At 41.0% G+C, this 17,299-nt stretch carries 22 protein-coding genes and 2 pseudogenes; 21 read left to right on the top strand and 3 right to left on the bottom strand.

From position 1 onward, the window contains the following. Positions 1-218: 218 nt before the first annotated feature. Entirely contained in the window at positions 219-878 is a 660-nt protein-coding gene (locus G603_RS0113255) for a Crp/Fnr family transcriptional regulator (RefSeq protein ID WP_026670529.1), read from the bottom strand. A gap of 104 nt (positions 879-982) precedes the next feature. Between G603_RS0113255 and G603_RS0113250 the strand changes: the two genes are divergently transcribed. From G603_RS0113250 to G603_RS0113200, 11 genes and pseudogenes are all read left to right on the top strand, one after another. After that, positions 983-1,753 (top strand): ATP-binding protein, encoded by a 771-nt coding sequence (locus tag G603_RS0113250; protein ID WP_026670528.1) that lies wholly within the window; start codon positions 983-985, stop codon positions 1,751-1,753. Between the two features lie 16 nt (positions 1,754-1,769). Further along, positions 1,770-1,949 (top strand): annotated as a pseudogene (locus G603_RS0113245) (lactate/malate family dehydrogenase); the annotation flags it as partial. 9 nt (positions 1,950-1,958) lie between these two features. After that, positions 1,959-2,357 (top strand): hypothetical protein, encoded by a 399-nt coding sequence (locus G603_RS0113240; protein ID WP_026670526.1) that lies wholly within the window; start codon positions 1,959-1,961, stop codon positions 2,355-2,357. Positions 2,358-2,490: 133 nt separating this feature from the next. Next, the gene (locus tag G603_RS0113235; protein ID WP_026652444.1) at positions 2,491-2,970 is read left to right on the top strand and encodes a hypothetical protein; all 480 of its coding nucleotides are present in this window, start codon (positions 2,491-2,493) and stop codon (positions 2,968-2,970) included. Beyond that, entirely contained in the window at positions 2,942-3,199 is a 258-nt protein-coding gene (locus tag G603_RS20400; RefSeq protein ID WP_079484333.1) for a helix-turn-helix transcriptional regulator, read from the top strand. Before G603_RS0113235 ends, G603_RS20400 begins: the two co-directional genes overlap by 29 nt. 5 nt (positions 3,200-3,204) lie before the next feature. Further along, on the top strand, positions 3,205-3,894 hold the full coding sequence (locus G603_RS0113225) for a hypothetical protein (protein ID WP_026670525.1): 690 nt from the start codon (positions 3,205-3,207) through the stop codon (positions 3,892-3,894). Between the two features lie 188 nt (positions 3,895-4,082). Beyond that, positions 4,083-4,544, top strand: a complete 462-nt coding sequence (locus tag G603_RS0113220; protein ID WP_155832680.1) for a GNAT family N-acetyltransferase — start codon at positions 4,083-4,085, stop codon at positions 4,542-4,544. Positions 4,545-4,654: 110 nt separating this feature from the next. Beyond that, positions 4,655-5,680, top strand: a complete 1,026-nt coding sequence (locus tag G603_RS23170; RefSeq protein ID WP_081669937.1) for a GNAT family N-acetyltransferase — start codon at positions 4,655-4,657, stop codon at positions 5,678-5,680. A gap of 96 nt (positions 5,681-5,776) precedes the next feature. Beyond that, positions 5,777-6,762 (top strand): annotated as a pseudogene (locus tag G603_RS20395) (MFS transporter). A gap of 302 nt (positions 6,763-7,064) precedes the next feature. Continuing rightward, a complete protein-coding gene (locus G603_RS0113205; RefSeq protein ID WP_026525870.1) occupies positions 7,065-7,538 on the top strand; it encodes a nucleotidyltransferase domain-containing protein in 474 nt (157 codons plus the stop codon). Next, positions 7,531-7,857, top strand: coding sequence for a HepT-like ribonuclease domain-containing protein (locus tag G603_RS0113200; protein ID WP_026525869.1), 327 nt, complete (start codon positions 7,531-7,533; stop codon positions 7,855-7,857). The genes G603_RS0113205 and G603_RS0113200 overlap by 8 nt, the downstream gene beginning before the upstream one ends. A 61-nt stretch (positions 7,858-7,918) precedes the next feature. On the opposite strand, the gene G603_RS0113195 is transcribed toward G603_RS0113200, so the two are convergent. Continuing rightward, positions 7,919-8,116 (bottom strand): HAD-IA family hydrolase, encoded by a 198-nt coding sequence (locus G603_RS0113195; RefSeq protein WP_026525868.1) that lies wholly within the window; start codon positions 8,114-8,116, stop codon positions 7,919-7,921. Between the two features lie 469 nt (positions 8,117-8,585). On the opposite strand from G603_RS0113195, the gene G603_RS22055 reads away from it, so the two are divergent. The 10 genes from G603_RS22055 (at position 8,586) to G603_RS0113140 (ending at position 16,926) form a co-directional block, all read left to right on the top strand. Beyond that, on the top strand, positions 8,586-9,866 hold the full coding sequence (locus G603_RS22055; RefSeq protein ID WP_081669935.1) for a YjjG family noncanonical pyrimidine nucleotidase: 1,281 nt from the start codon (positions 8,586-8,588) through the stop codon (positions 9,864-9,866). A 29-nt stretch (positions 9,867-9,895) separates the two neighbouring features. Next, a complete protein-coding gene (locus G603_RS0113185) occupies positions 9,896-11,452 on the top strand; it encodes a GH39 family glycosyl hydrolase (protein ID WP_026670522.1) in 1,557 nt (518 codons plus the stop codon). Between the two features lie 190 nt (positions 11,453-11,642). After that, positions 11,643-12,152, top strand: coding sequence for a GNAT family N-acetyltransferase (locus G603_RS21630; RefSeq protein WP_051207869.1), 510 nt, complete (start codon positions 11,643-11,645; stop codon positions 12,150-12,152). 329 nt (positions 12,153-12,481) lie between these two features. Further along, positions 12,482-13,441: a helix-turn-helix transcriptional regulator gene (locus G603_RS20380; RefSeq protein WP_051207867.1), complete on the top strand. Its 960-nt coding sequence runs from the start codon at positions 12,482-12,484 to the stop codon at positions 13,439-13,441. Continuing rightward, positions 13,401-13,919: an isochorismatase family cysteine hydrolase gene (locus tag G603_RS0113165; protein WP_026670521.1), complete on the top strand. Its 519-nt coding sequence runs from the start codon at positions 13,401-13,403 to the stop codon at positions 13,917-13,919. The genes G603_RS20380 and G603_RS0113165 overlap by 41 nt, the downstream gene beginning before the upstream one ends. Positions 13,920-14,019: 100 nt before the next feature. Next, complete coding sequence (locus G603_RS0113160) at positions 14,020-14,766, top strand: GNAT family N-acetyltransferase (protein WP_026670520.1); 747 nt, start codon at positions 14,020-14,022, stop codon at positions 14,764-14,766. A gap of 42 nt (positions 14,767-14,808) precedes the next feature. Next, positions 14,809-15,312, top strand: coding sequence for a YcxB family protein (locus tag G603_RS0113155; protein WP_026670519.1), 504 nt, complete (start codon positions 14,809-14,811; stop codon positions 15,310-15,312). A 44-nt stretch (positions 15,313-15,356) separates the two neighbouring features. Continuing rightward, positions 15,357-15,818 (top strand): GNAT family N-acetyltransferase, encoded by a 462-nt coding sequence (locus G603_RS0113150; RefSeq protein WP_026670518.1) that lies wholly within the window; start codon positions 15,357-15,359, stop codon positions 15,816-15,818. Continuing rightward, complete coding sequence (locus tag G603_RS0113145; RefSeq protein ID WP_026670517.1) at positions 15,815-16,309, top strand: GNAT family N-acetyltransferase; 495 nt, start codon at positions 15,815-15,817, stop codon at positions 16,307-16,309. Before G603_RS0113150 ends, G603_RS0113145 begins: the two co-directional genes overlap by 4 nt. A gap of 74 nt (positions 16,310-16,383) precedes the next feature. Continuing rightward, positions 16,384-16,926, top strand: coding sequence for an NUDIX domain-containing protein (locus G603_RS0113140; RefSeq protein ID WP_026670516.1), 543 nt, complete (start codon positions 16,384-16,386; stop codon positions 16,924-16,926). Here the strand turns inward: G603_RS0113140 and tnpA are convergent. After that, positions 16,921-17,283: an IS200/IS605 family transposase gene (gene tnpA / locus G603_RS20375; RefSeq protein WP_051207864.1), complete on the bottom strand. Its 363-nt coding sequence runs from the start codon at positions 17,281-17,283 to the stop codon at positions 16,921-16,923. The genes G603_RS0113140 and tnpA overlap by 6 nt on opposite strands. Positions 17,284-17,299: the final 16 nt, after the last annotated feature.

Below are 17,299 nucleotides of genomic sequence, written 5' to 3'. Positions count from 1 at the left end.
ACTCTTATAATGGCTGTTAGTAAGTTTGAAAGTGCTGTTACTGCAGTTATTGACGGGAAAGAATATAACGTAAAGAGTTAAAGTGGGAAGGCCACTGCATCATTGTACAGCTTTTGAAGCGTCTTGATAAATGCGGCAAGGTTCTCTCGGCTATCCGTCTTGTGAGTGCAGAGAACGCAGTGAAATTCTAAGTCTGCTTCTTACAGTACTTATGGTATTTAATCCGCCTTAATAAGCTTGAAATGACTTTTTCTATATTCGATAAGCCCCTCATCTTTCATGTGCGAGAGTTCTTTTGACATGTTGGTCCTTTCGAGGTTAAGGTAATCGGCAAGCTGTTGCCTGTTGAAGGGAATGTCAAATTCCCTTGAACTTGTCTGGAGTGCGATGGCATTGAGATATGACAAAAGGCGTCCACGGCAGCTCTTGGGAGAAGTATGGAAACTGCGTCCAGAGAGGACAAGGTTTTTCTGAGATGAAATAATAAGTATGTTTTTTAGGAGCTTTTCCTTCCAGGGAGAGCTCTTTTTGCTGTCTTCAAGAAGGTTCCTTATATTGCAAAAGAGAATTCGGCAGTCTTCATTTGCTCTTACATCAACCAGAAGGACTTCGCCAAGTAGAGCATAGGTTTCAGCGAAGAACTGATTTTGGCCTACATGGCTTAAGACAGAGCAATTGCCCCAGACGTCATTGCTTTCAATAGTAACACTGCCTGAGAGTACCATGCCTATGCTTGAAGTTCGCTCTCCCGCGCGGAGAATCAGATCGTCTTTTCGATATTTCTTTTCCCTGGCATCCAGTGAAGCAAGGCATGAAGACAGTTCTTTAGCTGTCATTCCCTTGAACAATCTACTCTTTTCTATACCTTCAAGGTTCATAAATTTTTCTCCAAAATGTGGTTTGAACAACATACTTGTCATGAATAGTATATTATACTGACACCATCAGAACAAGAACAAAGGTCAAACAGAGAGGTTTAATGATGGTAAGAAAGATAATAAAAATCGATGAAGAAAAGTGTAACGGCTGCGGTATCTGCGCAAACGCATGTCATGAAGGAGCCATTGATATTGTGAATGGAAAGGCAAAACTGGTAAGAGAGAACTTCTGTGATGGATTTGGGGACTGTCTGCCGGGATGCCCAATGGGAGCAATCTCTTTTGAAGAAAGAGAAGCGCCTGCGTATGACGAAGCAGCAGTAAAGGCAGCACAGGAGAAGAAAGGATTGGTAAAAGATATGCATCAGTGCGAAAACAAGATGATGAAAGAAATGGAACAACACGCTGCAGGACATGGATGCCCCGGTTCAAGGTTTATGACACTTAAGAGTGGCAATCAGGAAGACATTGATCCCGGACAGGACATGATATCAAGAATGAGCACTCATCCATCAAGACTGATGCAGTGGCCATGCCAGATAAAGCTCCTTCCAACGCAGGCAGACTTTTATAATGGGGCCAAGCTCCTTATTGCAGCTGACTGCACAGCATACGCCTACGCTAACATGCATGAGGAATTTATGAAGGGCAAGGTTACAATGATTGGATGCCCAAAACTTGACGAAGGCGACTATACTGAGAAGCTTACGGAGATCATTTCAAACAACGATGTTGTCAGCGTGACCATAGTAAGAATGGAGGTTCCATGCTGCGGAGGGCTGCAGAGAGCCGCAGAGAATGCAATAAAGAATAGCGGAAAGTTTCTTCCTTGGCAGGTTGTGACAATCTCCAGAAATGGTAAGATACTTGATTAAATTTCCCAGTAAGCATATATTTCATGGACTTCCCTTTGCAAAGCCAATGCAGATATATGCCGGAGATTACAAGGATGCAGGCGATGCTGCAGTTGTGGTTGTTACGGCAGGGGCAGGACAGAAGCCCGGCGAGACAAGGCTCGATCTCGTAAAAAAGAACGTGGGAATCTTTAAGTCGATTATTCCGGAGATATCGGGGTAAGGAATGCCAGGCTTAATTTCCGACAGATTGAAGAGACTCATATTATGGAAAAACATCATATATAACGAGCTTAGATACAGAGGTTTTAATGTTGATGTTGGCGAAGTTAACGTCAGCGAGAAGACAGACAGAATAGATGCTAATGGAAAGTATATATATGCACAGAAAGCACTGGAAGTGGATTTCATAGCATCTAAAGGAGATATAAAATACTATATTCAATCAGCACTTTCGATGGACGATGCTGATAAACAGTTACAGGAAAAGAAGAGCCTTTATTATATTGATGATTCCTTTAAAAAGATAGTCGTGGCAAAAACAGGATTAAAACCTTCTTATGATGAGAAGGGAGTTATGATTATCGATTTGTTTGACTTTCTTATGGATAACGTTGAGCTATAGCCTTTTATCTCGGAATATAAAAAGTTGTACCGCTCATAATCAAAAAGGTACTATATATTTCTTTTCGTGCATATGATAACGTCATAATAGGAACACCTATAACGAATAAATAAAGCTTAAAAGGAGTATGCTTATGAAAAAGAATATCCGTACCGTTTTATTTGGAGAGCTTGTACTTTTCATCGTTGTATTTCTTATCAGTACCCTCGGAACCAGTTTTGGTTTTTCTGCTGTCGCATGGTTTCTTGATGTGCCTTCGCTGATTCTTGTTTTACTTATTCTGATTCCCGGGCTCATTATCATGGGTGAGTGGAAAGATTTTTTGAATTCATTCTCAGTAGGGATAAAAGATTACAGACTTCTTGAACTAAAAAATATTATAGAAGCCGTAGGCGCTGCCCAGAAGCTTACTGTATTTGGAGCTCTTTTTGCCATCATAACTTCAGCAATAATTCTTATGGGACATTTATCTGAGCCGGAAACGTTTGGACCAAGCCTTGCTGTCTGCTTCCTTTCAGGTTTTTATGCAGTAATAATCGAGTTTTTTCTTCTGCCGCTTAAGTTAAATGCCGAGCGTAAGATGAATGAAGAGATGGACATGGAAGATGAATGATCCCGGAATTACAAAGGAGCAGTATCTTAATATAGCTCGTAAATTCGGATTTACGAAAAGAGAACTTGAACTCGGATACCTTAAAGTGTCGGGGTTTTCAAATCATAGAATTGCTTATATGCTCGGAATTTCTGAGCAGACGGTAAAAAATCATTTCACTCACATTTATGAAAAGGCGTGGGTTCCCGGAAGAAAGGAATTCCAAGAGCTGTTTACACAGGATGGATAGTGATTATGAAGAGATCAGATAAAAGAGCTATCAAAATAATTTTAATTGCAAACGTCATCCTGATAGTTGCTGCTATTTGCGGGAGAATACTGAGCAGATTCATTTATGAAGACCATTTTGATGAGCCTTTGATCACAGTTGATGATACCGAGATTACCTTAAGAGAATTTGGATATTACATATATGAAGTAGAAGAGTTTGTGCAGGACCAGGCTCTTTTGTATGATCCGGAGAATCCAAAGCACTGGTGGAATACCCACTTTTCAGCCGGCATGGATTCTCAGTTTGTCTGTGATTACGCCAAGAAGGTGGCAGTTAAAACTTGTATATCAGATGAGATTTATTATAAAAGAGCTCTTTCTGAAGGAGTTGTATTAAGCAGCGCGGAAGAAAAACAAGCAATGGTCGAAGCAAAGATGATCTTAAGCAGCATGACCGGGAATCAGCTTGCAAGAACAGGGTTGGATGAAAGTATCCTCACTAATATGCGGATAAAACATACTCTTGCAGTAAAATATGCCAAATTTCTTGTAAATACCTGTGATTTAACAGGATATTCCGAAGACCCAGAAAAGCTTCTAAACTGGGACGGCGTGTATTATCAAGAAAAGATTCTACCGGAACATACAGTAAAGACTAATGATAAGGTTTTGGATAAAATAACGTTGGGAAAAATAACAGTGAATTATGAGTAATTCCAGTTGAATTTGTCGAGGTGGGATGTAAGAGGTTATAATATGCCTTCAAGTAAAGAAAACATGCTGTGCAGGTATAAATTACGATTTCCGGGAACTATGTCAGAAATGTAAATCATAATATATAGTATGAAAACTTATATGAATCAAATGCATGGTATAAATATTACTGATTAATGGGTGCAGAGATGTTAAATTACAGACTTATGACAATGGATGATTATGAAGCCGCATATGACCTGTGGATCAAATGCGGAAATGGACTTAATAATAAAGACGATTCATATGAAGGAATCGAGAAATATCTTAAGCGGAATCCAAATACTTCTTTCGTTGCAGTACTTGATGAAAAGGTAGTTGGTGTCATTCTTTGCGGACACGATGGAAGAAGAGGGATAGTTCAGCATACCTGCGTATCGCCGGACTGCAGGAGGATGGGCATAGGCAAGAAACTCGTCGACCTTGCTCTTGATGCACTAAAAGCAGAAGGAATCAACAAAGTTCTTCTCGTTGCTTTCAAAAAGAACGAGGGTGGCAACGCTTTCTGGGAATCACAAGGATTTACAATTCGTGAAGATTTAAATTATCGAAACAAGGCACTTACTGAAATGATCCGAATCGATCCGGATTATCTAAAAGACTGCTTGTAATTCGACCATTATATTGTAACAGTTAAGTGAAAAACAGGCCTATAACCGTGTAAGGAGGTCTGTTTTTTATTTTACGTTAATATATAATTACAGAAGGAGGGCGAAATCCGATGAATCTACGAGCATACAGCGCAGAAAAAGACTTCTCGATAATAAAGGACTGGATCACAGACGAAAAAACACACGCTTTGTGGTGTGCAAATAAGACCTCTTTTCCCATTCAGAAAGAGTCTTTTGACCGGATGCTGGCTGATCTGTCAGAGAGATTTGGAGACAATCCGTTTGTTGCAGTTGATGAAAAGGGTGAACCCATGGGATTCTTCTGCTATTCACTAAATAATGAGACCAAAGAGGGAATGCTTAAGTTTGTGATGGTGGATCCGGAAAGGCGCGGTAAAGGTCTGGGAAAAGAAATGATCCGAGCAGCTGCAGATTATGCTTTTGATGAAACCGGAGCCACTGCGGTTCAGCTTATGGTATTCTCTGTAAATGAACGTGCAAGGCATTGCTATGAAAGCGTAGGATTTAAAGAAAGACGCACCGAGACCGGAGCTTTTTCATATCATGACGAAGTATGGGACAGATGCAACATGGTTTTGAGGAATACGAAACCACGAGGATTACAAATGATTATTGAAACAGAACGATTATTCTTACGTGAAATGAATATGAATGACTACGATGCCTTGTATGCTGTTCTTGCAGATCGTGAAATCATGCAGCATTATCCCTATGTTTTTGATGAAGAACGGGTTAAAGGCTGGATTGAGCGCAACATGAACCGGTACAGGGAAAATGGCTTTGGTCTATGGGCCGTGTGCCTTAAGGAGACCGGAGAGATGATCGGCGACTGCGGGCTGACATTGCAGAATATCGATGGCGAGATGCTCCCGGAGATCGGTTATCACATCCGAAAGGACTGCCAGCGAAAGGGATACGCTAAGGAAGCTGCAAGTGCAGTCCTTAAGTGGGCTTTCGAGAACACCGAGTATCCGGCTTTCTATTCATACTGCAAGTATACTAACGAGCCATCTTACAAGACAGCAGAAGCTATAGGAATGCATTTTGACAAAGAGTATCCTGACGAGGCAAATAAGATCACTCATGTTTCAGTGATTCATAGAGCAGATTATTAAGATGGTTATTTCTACCATGACTTCAACAGGAGATCTCATGCTCCGGAAAGGAATAACCTTAAAGAAGCTGGTAATTGAAAAAGCAATAAAGGAAAAATGCCTGATTACAGAAAAACGAAACTTGCATGTTACCTTGGTTTTATAACCCAGGCCATAGCTGCAAATTTTGCGCCACTTCTTTTCCTTAAGTTCCATAAGGACTATGGAATTTCCCTGGGCAATATAGCCTTGATATCCACTGTATACTTCTTTACTCAGCTGCTAATAGATCTTTTCTGCGCAAAGTTTAAAATAAAGAAGCAACCATGAGTCTGTTGCACTCATTTTACTGTTGGGGTGCAGTGGGGACTATAGTAATATCTACGCTGTTTTTCAAGCTGTTTGGCATGGACAGTTGGAGATGGCTTGCAATTATGTGGGCGCTGGTGCCTGCTTTTAATATATACAACTTTGCTACATGTCCCATTGTGCCGATTGTTGAAGCGGGTCAGGGAATGGGAATCAGACAACTGGGGAAAAGACCTCTTTTCTGGGTTTCCATATGTCTTATGGTTTGTGCAGGAGCATCGGAACTCGCGATGGCTCAGTGGGCATCAGCCTATGCAGAAGCTGCGCTTGGACTTTCCAAAGCACTTGGTGATCTGTTGGGACCTTGTATGTTTGCGGTAACAATGGGCATAAGTCGCATCATATATGGAAAATATGGAGAAAAGATAAATCTTACCGGGTTCATGTTGGGATCAGGAGCTCTATGCGTTATCTGTTATCTCATGGCGTCACTTTCAAGTAGTCAGGTAATTGGCCTTGTAGGGTGTATCTTGTGTGGTTTTTCTGTAGGAATCATGTGGCCCGGAACAATAAGTATTTCATCTAAGAAGTTTCCCACAGGAGGCACGGCAATGTTTGCACTTCTTGCGATGGCTGGTGACCTTGGAGGAAGTGTAGGACCGGCAATCGTTGGAAGGGTTACGCAGTATGCCGGAGACGATATCAGAGCCGGAATGGGAGTTGGTCTTATTTTTCCTATAGTTCTTATAGCTATGCTGATTATAATGAGTAAGGCGACAGAAAGACATGACTGAAAAGACAGAAAGCAACCATTCGAGCTGCCTTATGCTTCCTATACCTTAAGGCAGGCAGAGATGATGCTGCGAATAAGTTGGCATCTCAATTGCCCATACAAGGGAAAGCAGAGAAGTTATTTGGCCGATCATTCAGCAGGGACTTAATGAGTCAGAGATAAACGAGAATATCAAATCAATTATCCTTGGTGATTGTGAAGGGATTTGGTGATACACCTTTAACTTTACAATAGTGCAATATTTGCATTTTTATTGACATAATAGTGCAAATATTGCACTATTATTATATGAGAGGTGCAAATATGGGCAATATAAAAGAAATCAGGATAGAAAAAAAGCTTACTCAGCAACAAGTAGCTGATATGATTGGTATATCTTTAAGATCCTATAAATCCTATGAGAATGATAAAGAAAAAGAAGGAACCTTAAAGTATAATTATATTCTGGAGAAATTACAGAGCATAAATCCGATTGATGAAGAGCACGGGATTCTAGAAATGGGATATATTACAGAGAAATGCAAGCAGGTGCTAGATGAATACCCTGTTCACTACTGTATTCTTTTTGGCTCTTATGCTAAGGGTAAAGCTGGTGAATCTAGTGATATAGATTTACTAATCTCATCAGATGTCAAGGGTATCAAGTTTTATGGAATGGTGGAGAAGCTACGAAATGCACTTCATAAGAAAGTTGATGTGCTCAATGTTGAACAGCTTAAGGATAATTTGGAATTAACAAATGAAATACTAAAGGACGGGATAAGGATATATGGATAATACTAAGAATGACAATTATTATCTAGAGAAGATAAAGGCTGATATTGTGTTTATTGTTGCACATATGAAGGACGTGGATTTGCAGGAACTAAATAGAAATGAAGTTCTTCTAGACTCTATGATGTTTAGAATGATTCAGATATCTGAGAATGCAAAGAAATTATCCGCTGAATATAAGAGCGAGAAAAGCAATCTTCCTTGGGATGAGTTATCAGGTCTTAGAAATCGAATTGTGCATGACTATGGCAATGTTGATCTTGATATAGTATTTGAGACCCTTAAATATGATATTCCTGAGTTGCTAGAGCAGCTTAAGTAGTAATTCTTCAATATCTCATACAACTCGAAGGAAGACGCACAGTAGTCGATGGTGTATTATTTCATGGCTTTTCTATATCACCTGCAGGCATGAACCATACAGATATCATGCCTGCATTTTTTGCGCCAAGCATATCTGTCGTGAGAGAGTCACCAATAACAATGCAGGTTTCCCTGGGCTCTCCAATTTCATCTAGTACCATATCGAAGTATTCGACTGACGGCTTGTTGACGCTTCTAGCATTATAAGAAAGCAACATTCATGACACCTAAAAGCAATAAGTATGTAGCATATATTATGGATTGGAGTTTTAATTAAAAATTATATACCCTGTGACAATGATAAAGATTATGAAAGTGCAATAAATACAATCCTTAACAAGGATTTACAGCTGTTATAATCCGAATTTTACGGAGGTGCAATGCGTTTATATCACGGAAGCAATGTATTGGGTTTAAATGTGCTTGAGCCCAGGCTGGCAGATCATGATAGACCTTATGTGTATATGACCACCATAGATGCGGTGGCAGCACTTTATCTGTGCATATGCAAAATTTGTCAGAGACAAGATTCCGGATGCGTGGGAGATGTATGCGGAGGGCACACGAGATTTGGCCCTCCAATAATTTTATCGGAGCCCACGGCCTTTTGGAGCTGTGGGTTTCATTTGTACTAAATTAACTTAGATGAGATAGACAAAGAGAAGGAAGCGATTGGGGGAAGATTTCATGGATGAAATTATACTTGTTGAACCAAGTAGTGAATATGCCGAAGATCTATGGGCATTCAGGCGGGAAATAATAGAAAAAGATGCTGATGATGAAAATCAGTTTGCCGGGTGCATGTCGCTAAATTCAAGTAGTTCTGCTGACGAATGGATCAGGATTTGCACTCTCAGAAAAGATGAGAAGACATGTGAAGAAGTAGGGACGGAAGTACCATCACATACTTATCTGGCAATAAGGAAAAAGGATAACAGAATTATAGGAATTATAGATCTTCGTCATCACATTGATCATCCTATTCTTGGTACCTGGGGTGGACACTGTGGATATTCGGTGCGCCCATCCGAGCGCGGGCGTGGCTATGCTCAGGAAATGCTACGTCTAGATAAATTAAAAGCAGCTGAGCTTGGAATTGATAAGATGCTTGTGACTTGCGATGAGGGAAATATAGCAAGCGAGAAAACAATTATCGCAAACGGCGGAGTATTTGAGAAAACCATCGATGTTGATGGTGATAAAACGAAAAGATTCTGGATAAATATAAAAGGGGCACACAAAAACTTTCTGTTTGATCTTGATCAGACTCTGCTCGATTTTAATGCATCCGAGCGTATAGCGCTGGAGATTGTACTTAAGACAGGCGGACTTTCCTTTTCAGAAGAGATATATAACGCTTTCAAGGATTACAACAAAGCTTTGTGGGGGGAACTTGAAAAAGGCACCATAAGCAGGACAGAGCTTTTTGTAAAGAGGTTTAATTATATCTTCGGAAAATGTGAAGGTGATTCTTCGGGACTTGATCCTCTTAAGATCAATGCTGAATTCATCAGAACAATGTCTGAAAATGGCGTACTTCTGAATGGTTCGCTGGAGCTGGTAAAAAAGATCAAAACGGAAATAAAGGATTCAAGAATATTTGTCATAACAAATGGCGCGACTATCAATGCCAAAGGCAGAATTGAGACCACAGGCTTGGACAGATATATTGATGGTATTTTTGTAAGCGAGGACATGGGCGTTAACAAGCCTTCAGCAGAGTATTTTGACATGGTGCTCGCTGAGATTGGAGAGATCAGGGAAAACTGTATTGTTATAGGCGATTCACTCACATCAGATATGCTTGGAGCAAAGAACGCCGGCATGAACTCTGTCTGGTTTATGCCTGGAGGCGATATAGAGAGCGCTATGAAAGAATACGACATCGACTACTGCGCGTCATCATTTGATGAGCTGTATGAGATATTGAAACAATGGTCCAGGGTGGCGGGGTTAGTGACCCATTAGAATGCTCAAACTGGAAATGGAGGATGGAAATGGAAACAGAAAAAATAATTGTGGATGCGGCAGCAAGCGTTCCATTTAACAATAACGTGGATTATTGCGTAGGCACAGGCCGACTTGGTCTTGCACTTACTGAAGAATATCTTAAAGAGCTCAAATTTGTGCAGGACATGATTGGTTTTTCATATATCAGAGGTCATGGACTTTTTTCAGATGATGTGGCTATTTACCATGAATATGAGGAAGATGGCGAAACCAAGGTTGAGTACAACTACACTTACATAGACAGGATTTTTGACAGATTCTTAGAGCTTGGAATCCGCCCATATCTTGAGCTTGGATTCATGCCGGAGCAGCTTGCAAGCGGCACACAGACCATCTTTTACTGGAAAGGGAATACTACTCCGCCAAAGGAATATAAGAAGTGGACGGACATGGTGATCGCTTTGCTTGAGCATTTGAAGGCTCGCTATGGTGAGAAAGTTACGGAGTGGCCTATTGAAGTGTGGAATGAGCCAAATCTTCCGGGCTTTTGGTACAAGGCAGATATGGAAGAGTATTGCAAGTTATTTAAAGAGACCTTCCAGGCAATAAAGGCCCATGATGATCGCTTTAAGGTAGGAGGTCCTGCAATCTGCGGAGTTAGAGATGCAGAGTGGATTCAGGGATTCCTTGATTTTTGTAAAAGAGAAGGAATTCGTCCGGACACCGTTACAAGGCATCACTATACAGTAGAATTTCCTGAAAGAATAGGCCACTATGACTACTCTAAGCTCGAGGATTCAAAGATGCGTTTTGAAAATCTTCAGGCTACAAGGGATATAGTGGATTCCTACGAGGAGTTTAAGGGGCTGCCTATCCATCTTACAGAGTTCAGTACTTCATACACACCAAGAGGCGTTATCCACGATACCAATATAAACGCTGCTTACCTTGCAAGGCAGCTCTCGGGTCTTGGAGATGTGAACGAGGCTTATTCATACTGGACTTTTGGTGATGTGTTTGAGGAACAGGGTGTTCAGAACTCTCTATTCCACGGCGGATTTGGTATGGTGGCTTCCGGAAATATTCCAAAGCCTACCTTCTGGACCTTCTACTTTTTCAAGCAGCTTAAGCTCTTTAGTCAGAAATGTGTCTATAGAGATGATAATGCTGTGATCGTTAAGGGCGACAAGGGCTATGCCGGAATTCTCTGGAATATAGATGAGGGGGACAAGGTAAAAGAAATTTCATTTGAACTTAAAGCGGAGAACAATCAGGAAAACGATTATACACTGATAACCAAGACTGTGGATGAAACCTGCTGCAATCCCCTTAAGCTCTGGCATGATCTTGGCGAGCCTGCTTATCCGACAAAAGAAGAGACTGAACTTATAAAAAGTGCAGCATGGCCACTTACCTCCAGTAGTGTTGTGAAGGTTAGTGGCGTAGCCGGCTCTGATTCTGCTGACGATAGAAATGCGAATGATAATAAAACATCCATCTCCATACCTGTAAATAAAAATGGCGTTGTTTACTTTACACTTACTGAGAGGCATTTCACACCTGACAGAGGCTACGACTACGACAAGGTTGTTTCGTTCCACTAAATGGACCAGGGGGTTAGTGGTTCATTTCATCTGAAAAATAATAGTGAAAAACAGATCGATATCCGTGTAGGAAAAGGTCTGTTTTTGTTGTGTGATATTTTTAAAATATAAAATGCACTTATTTAGGAGGAAGGAATGGAAGTATTTTCCGTAAATAAGATTATGAGTATGTAATGGAGGAAAGATTGTTATGAGAATTGAAACCGATAGATTAGAGATTAAAGAGTTTACATTAGATATGGCCTATGATGTTCACAAAAACTCACTGGATGAGGATAACAGAAGATTTGTGCCGGACGAGGTTTTTGAGACTGAAGATGATGCAAAAGAGACAGTTGAATTTTTGATGTCACAGTATGGCGCAACAGATGGACCTCTTGTATATCCTGTGTTTGTAAAAGAGGACAACAAAAATATCGGCTACGTCCAGATGGTTCCAATCGAAGATGGAAAATGGGAAATAGGATACCATATTGCAAAAGAGCAGACAGGAAAAGGCTATGCCTCAGAGGCTGTGACTGCATTTTTACCGGTTATGGCGAGGACCGTGGACACAAAAGAAGTGTATGGCATTTGTCTTAGCGAAAATGTGGCATCCAAGCATGTACTTGGTAAAAGTGGCTTTGAAGTCATTTTTGAAGGCCTTGGTGACTACCAGGGAAAACAGCGAGAGATATTTAAGAGTGTATGGAAAAGCTAATAGGGAGAAAAAAGTGGAAGAACAGTATTTTATCATGTGATATCCGACGTTCCCAAGTGTGTGGGGGAGCATCTTATCTTAGATGAAGATCATCCAAACTCGGACGACCCACCTATGGAATTGCCAGGATCAGGGTCAATGGAAATGTCTATGAAGGTGACGCCTACAAGTGCTTTGACGGTGTGATTGATGACAGGGACCCACAGCCACGTGGTTGTGGGTTGTTTTTTGTCCAAATCAGTGTAAATCATTGTAAATCAGTGTAAAATATAAACATGACATATAGATGACGTGTTTGCCATGTTAAGCTGAATTCAGAAGGTGATCAAATGAAGATAGACAGACTTATCGGAATACTATCTATTCTTTTGCAAAAGGAAATAACAACTGCACCGGAGCTGGCTGAGCATTTTGAAGTGTCCAGGAGAACTATCAACAGAGACATTGAAACTCTGAGCCAGGCAGGGATACCTATTCAGACTACCCAGGGAGTCGGAGGCGGAATCAGCATTATGAGTGGGTATCGCATGGATAGGACGATTCTTACGTCAAGAGACATGCAGATGATTCTTGCCGGGCTTCGAAGCCTTGATAGTGTCAGTGGCAGCGGATATTATGGGCAGCTCATGGAGAAAATCCAGGCGGGTTCTTCTGAATTTATCAGCGGAAGGGACTCCATCCTTATCGATCTCTCCTCGTGGTATAAGGATACGCTTTCCCCGAAAATTGCACTTATCCAGGATGCCATTGAGCTTGGTAAAAGGCTGAAATTTAACTACTTTTCACCAAAAGGGGACTCAAAAAGAGAGATTGAACCTTATTATCTCATCTTCAAATGGGCCAGTTGGTATGTGTATGGATATTGCCTTTTGAGGAAGGATTTCAGGCTGTTCAAGCTTAACCGAATGGATGAAATTGTCCTTGGAACAGACTTTGAAAAAAGAAGCGAGATACCTGCGCCTTCCATTTCAAATGAGGAGGTTTTCCCGGAGAAGGGTAGGGTTAAGGCTATTTTCGACCCATCCATGAAATGGCACCTTGTGGAAGAGTATGGCACTACTTCTTTCAAGGAACAGCCTGATGGGACACTGCTTTTCGAGCATGAGTATTCGGATGATGAAGGCCTGATAGCATGGATCCTTTCATGCAGCGATAAGGTTACAGTCCTTGAGCCTAAGTCTGTCAGAGAGAAGCTTTATGAGATCACCAGTGACATTGCACACAAATATGAAGAGGTGGAGAAAAAACATGGAAAACAAAGCACTGGTCGTAATCGACATTCAAAATGACATCACTAAGAATTATAAGAAAATCGTTGATGGTATAAACAAAGCTATCGATTGGGCAACGGCAGAAGATATGCACGTAGTTTACATCAAGCATAACAACCTGTCGGCAGGAACCAGAACTTTTAAACCCAGGACAAAAGGTGAGGAACTAGCGCCTGAAATGAAAGTTGTATCTGACAACATTTTTACCAAGTCAAAATCGAATGCACTGACATCCGAAGAGTTTTCAGGATTCATCAATAACAACGGGATCGCAGAGTTCTATGTTGCAGGTGCTGACGCTACTGGCTGTGTAAAATCGACAGTCTTTAATATGACCAAATCGGGATACAGGGTTCATGTAATATCCGATTGCGTTACAAGCTATGATCTTAAGAAACTGGATGAGATGTACGCATACTATGCCAGCAAGGGGTGCGAGGTAAAAGAGCTTGATGAGTATATGGGGTCAGAGAACCTGCTACATCGCAGATCCTGAGGGTAACCTCATTGAAATCGGATCCTGGAATAAAACATTTGAGGAAAAGGATGGACCAGGGGGACGGGGTTAATAGTCTATTTTAGAAGGAGAATTCAATATGGAGTACATACAGGTTACAAAAGATAATCTTGAAAATGAACACATCTGCTGCGCAATATCCAATAATAAAGACGTTCAGGTATCATCAAAGAAAGCATGGCTTGCAGATAGATTCGATGAAGGCCTCATTTTCTTAAAGAGCGTAGAGCGCGGTAAATGCTTTATTGAATATATTCCTGCTGAGTATGCCTGGAATCCAATTGATGCCCCGGGCTATATGTATATCGACTGTCTGTGGGTATCAGGTTCCTTGAAGGGACATGGCTATTCCACGGACCTTCTTAACGAGTGCATCAGAGATAGCAAAGAGAAGAGAAAAAAGGGACTTTGCATACTGGCAGCAGCCAAGAAGAAACCATTCCTCTCAGACCCTAAATTCCTCACTGCAAAAGGCTTCACAGTGGCTGATGAATCCGACAACGGCATACAACTTTGGTATCTGCCGCTCGAGGACGGCGCAGAAACACCGACCTTCAAGGGATGCGCGAAGCACCCACATATCGACGAAAAAGGCTATGTTTTATACTACACAAATCAGTGTCCCTTTAATGCCAAGTATGTGCCTGTAGTAGAGAAGACCGCCGGGGAAAACGGAATACCTTTCAAAGCGATCAAAATAGGCAGCAGGCAGGAGGCTCAAAATGCACCAACTCCAATCACCACTTATGCATTGTTTCGCGATGGAGAATATATTACCAATGAGCAGATGAATGATAAGAAGTTTTTGACATTAGCAACCAAATGAGTTTTATTATCATATAGAGACTTTGTTTGGGAGGAAATGGAAATGCCGTTAGAAACTGATTTATTATGCTCACTTCAAGATTTGAAAAAAGCAAACAGGGCCAGAATGCTCGCTCTTCTTAAGAGCAACTGGCTCTTTTTTCTGCTGATATTTGTAGGAATCCCCACTATCATTAGCGTTCAGGATCTCATGAGGGGAGATAAGGGAGCCATTTTTACATGGGTTGCTTCTCCATTCCTGTTATTGCTCGCACTATTTATTGCCACTGAGATGAGTACCAAGATGGTGTTTGAAAAAAATAAGACTCAGGGTAATATACATATTCACTATACTTTCTTCAACGATGAATTTCAGATGGAGACCGCGCTTATAAAAAATATGATTCGCTATGACGCACTCCGCGGCATTACCGAAGACAGGAATTATTTTTTCCTGAAGCTTTCATCCTCAAAAATATTGGTTGTTCAAAAACAGAACTGTTCACCGGAACTCATCTCTTTTTTGCAGGAAAAAGCAGCAGCTATTAAACCTAAAGGTAAGAGATGATAGTGGCAATGAAGGAGTATGAAAAAGGAGGGGATTTAGGAGCTATGGAAATAAGGATTGCTGATAAAAATGATATAGAATTGATGATGAGCAGCAGGCTTGAGATGCTAAAAGAAGTATTTTGTCTCGAAGCAGATCATCAGTATTCTGAAAGTTTTGTAGAAATCAGCAGGAGATATTTTCTTGAGGGAGATCAGACTACTGTTCTTGCCATGGATGAAGGATGCGCTGTAGGCTGCGCATCAATGTGTTATTTTAGCGTAATGCCGACCTGTGAACATCCCACAGGCAAGCGGGCTCACCTAATGAATGTATATACTAGAAATGAGTATCGGGGGCAGGGCATAGGAATGAAAATGGTTAACATGCTCATCGATGATGCCTGGAACAATGGAGCAACAGAAATCAGCCTTGATGCAACAGAAGCGGGGAGACCACTCTATAAGAAATGTGGTTTCGAAGATTCAGGAGAATGTATGGTTTTGGTAAAGGGGAAATTACAATGAATTACAGACCGGGAACATTGCAGGATTTAGATCCAATCTGCTCATTGATAAAGGATGCAATAGCCGAAATGGAAAAGCATGGAATTAATCAGTGGGATGATGTTTATCCTGCAAGAAGTGATTTTGAAGAAGACATAAAGAATGAAACTTTATATGTGGTTTACGAGCAAGATGAGCTCGTTGCTTTTTATGTTATAAGCGGCGAGTGCGATGAACAGTATGGTAATGCCACATGGAAATATGAAGAGGACTCAGCATATATCCTCCATAGATTCTGCGTCTCTCCGAAAATGCAGAACAAGGGAATTGGAAAAGCTGTACTTAGGCACATAGAAGAGCAGATAAAAGAAATGGGCTATAAGTCAGTAAGACTGGATACCTTTACAGAGAACCCATTTGCCCAGAAACTATATCGCCATAACGGATATGAACCCAGGGGGTACGCGGATTGGCGAAAGGGACGTTTTGATCTTATGGAAAAAGCGATTTAAGAGCTTTATGCAGTCCTGTTCTAACAGGACTGTAGTTTTGTAAAAAAGCCATCAAGGGAGGAGTTTTTTCAAAAATGGATCAGGAAGAATTATTGCTTAATTTGGAAGATAACGAGTGGCCGCTTACGAATATTGATCATGACAGGATGATCGCAAGGGCAATAGTAGTGGATGATGAAGATAATTTCTATTTTGTAAGAGCAAACAGAGATGATGATTTCGGAAAAGCTACACTTATAGAAACTGCCGGAGGCGGAGTAGAAGCAGGAGAAGATTTGAACACCGCAATCAGACGCGAACTTAAGGAAGAATTAGGCGTCGATGTCGAGGTGATGTGCAAAATAGGAGTTGTCAGTGATTACTACAATCTGATCCACAGGCACAATATAAATAACTATTTTCTATGTAAAACAATAGCTTTTGGCGATAAGTATTTAACCAAGGATGAAATAGAGGATTTTCATCTTTCAACATTGAAGCTAAAGTATGAAGAAGCTTTAGCTGAATATGAAAAGTGCAGATGCACCAGCTTGGGAAGACTTGTAGCAAACAGGGAGGTCCCTGTATTAAAGAGGGCAAAAGAATTATTGCACAGCCAGGCAAGGAAATACTTATGAATAATTAGCGAGAAAACTCCTTCTGACGATGTCGGTCGGGGATGAATCGCCCCATAGGTACTTTTCGATATGCTCTTTGTATCTTAAATGAACCTCTCGTGAAAGCCCGGTCTTTAACGTGTTGATCAGCTTTACCGGTGCCACATCTGGAGCCATTGAGATCAGAAGGTGCATGTGATCTCTGTCTGTTTCAGCTGAGAGTAGGTCACAGTCCATCCTTCCACAGAGATATGCGGCGTGGTTTTTCATGAAATCACCCATCTCGTCTGTGATGACCTTTTTCCTGTATTTTGTAACAAAAATAACGTGGTATGTAAGCAGGTAGACTGAGTGCCTGTTCCTCTTGTAACTGTCCATGAAACCTCCAAATCTA

The sequence above is a fragment of the Butyrivibrio sp. AE3006 genome, from assembly GCF_000424165.1.
Lineage (GTDB): Bacteria > Bacillota > Clostridia > Lachnospirales > Lachnospiraceae > Butyrivibrio.
The sequence above is the reverse complement of the archived record's forward strand: the minus strand, read 5'-3'. Positions and strand labels throughout refer to the sequence as shown.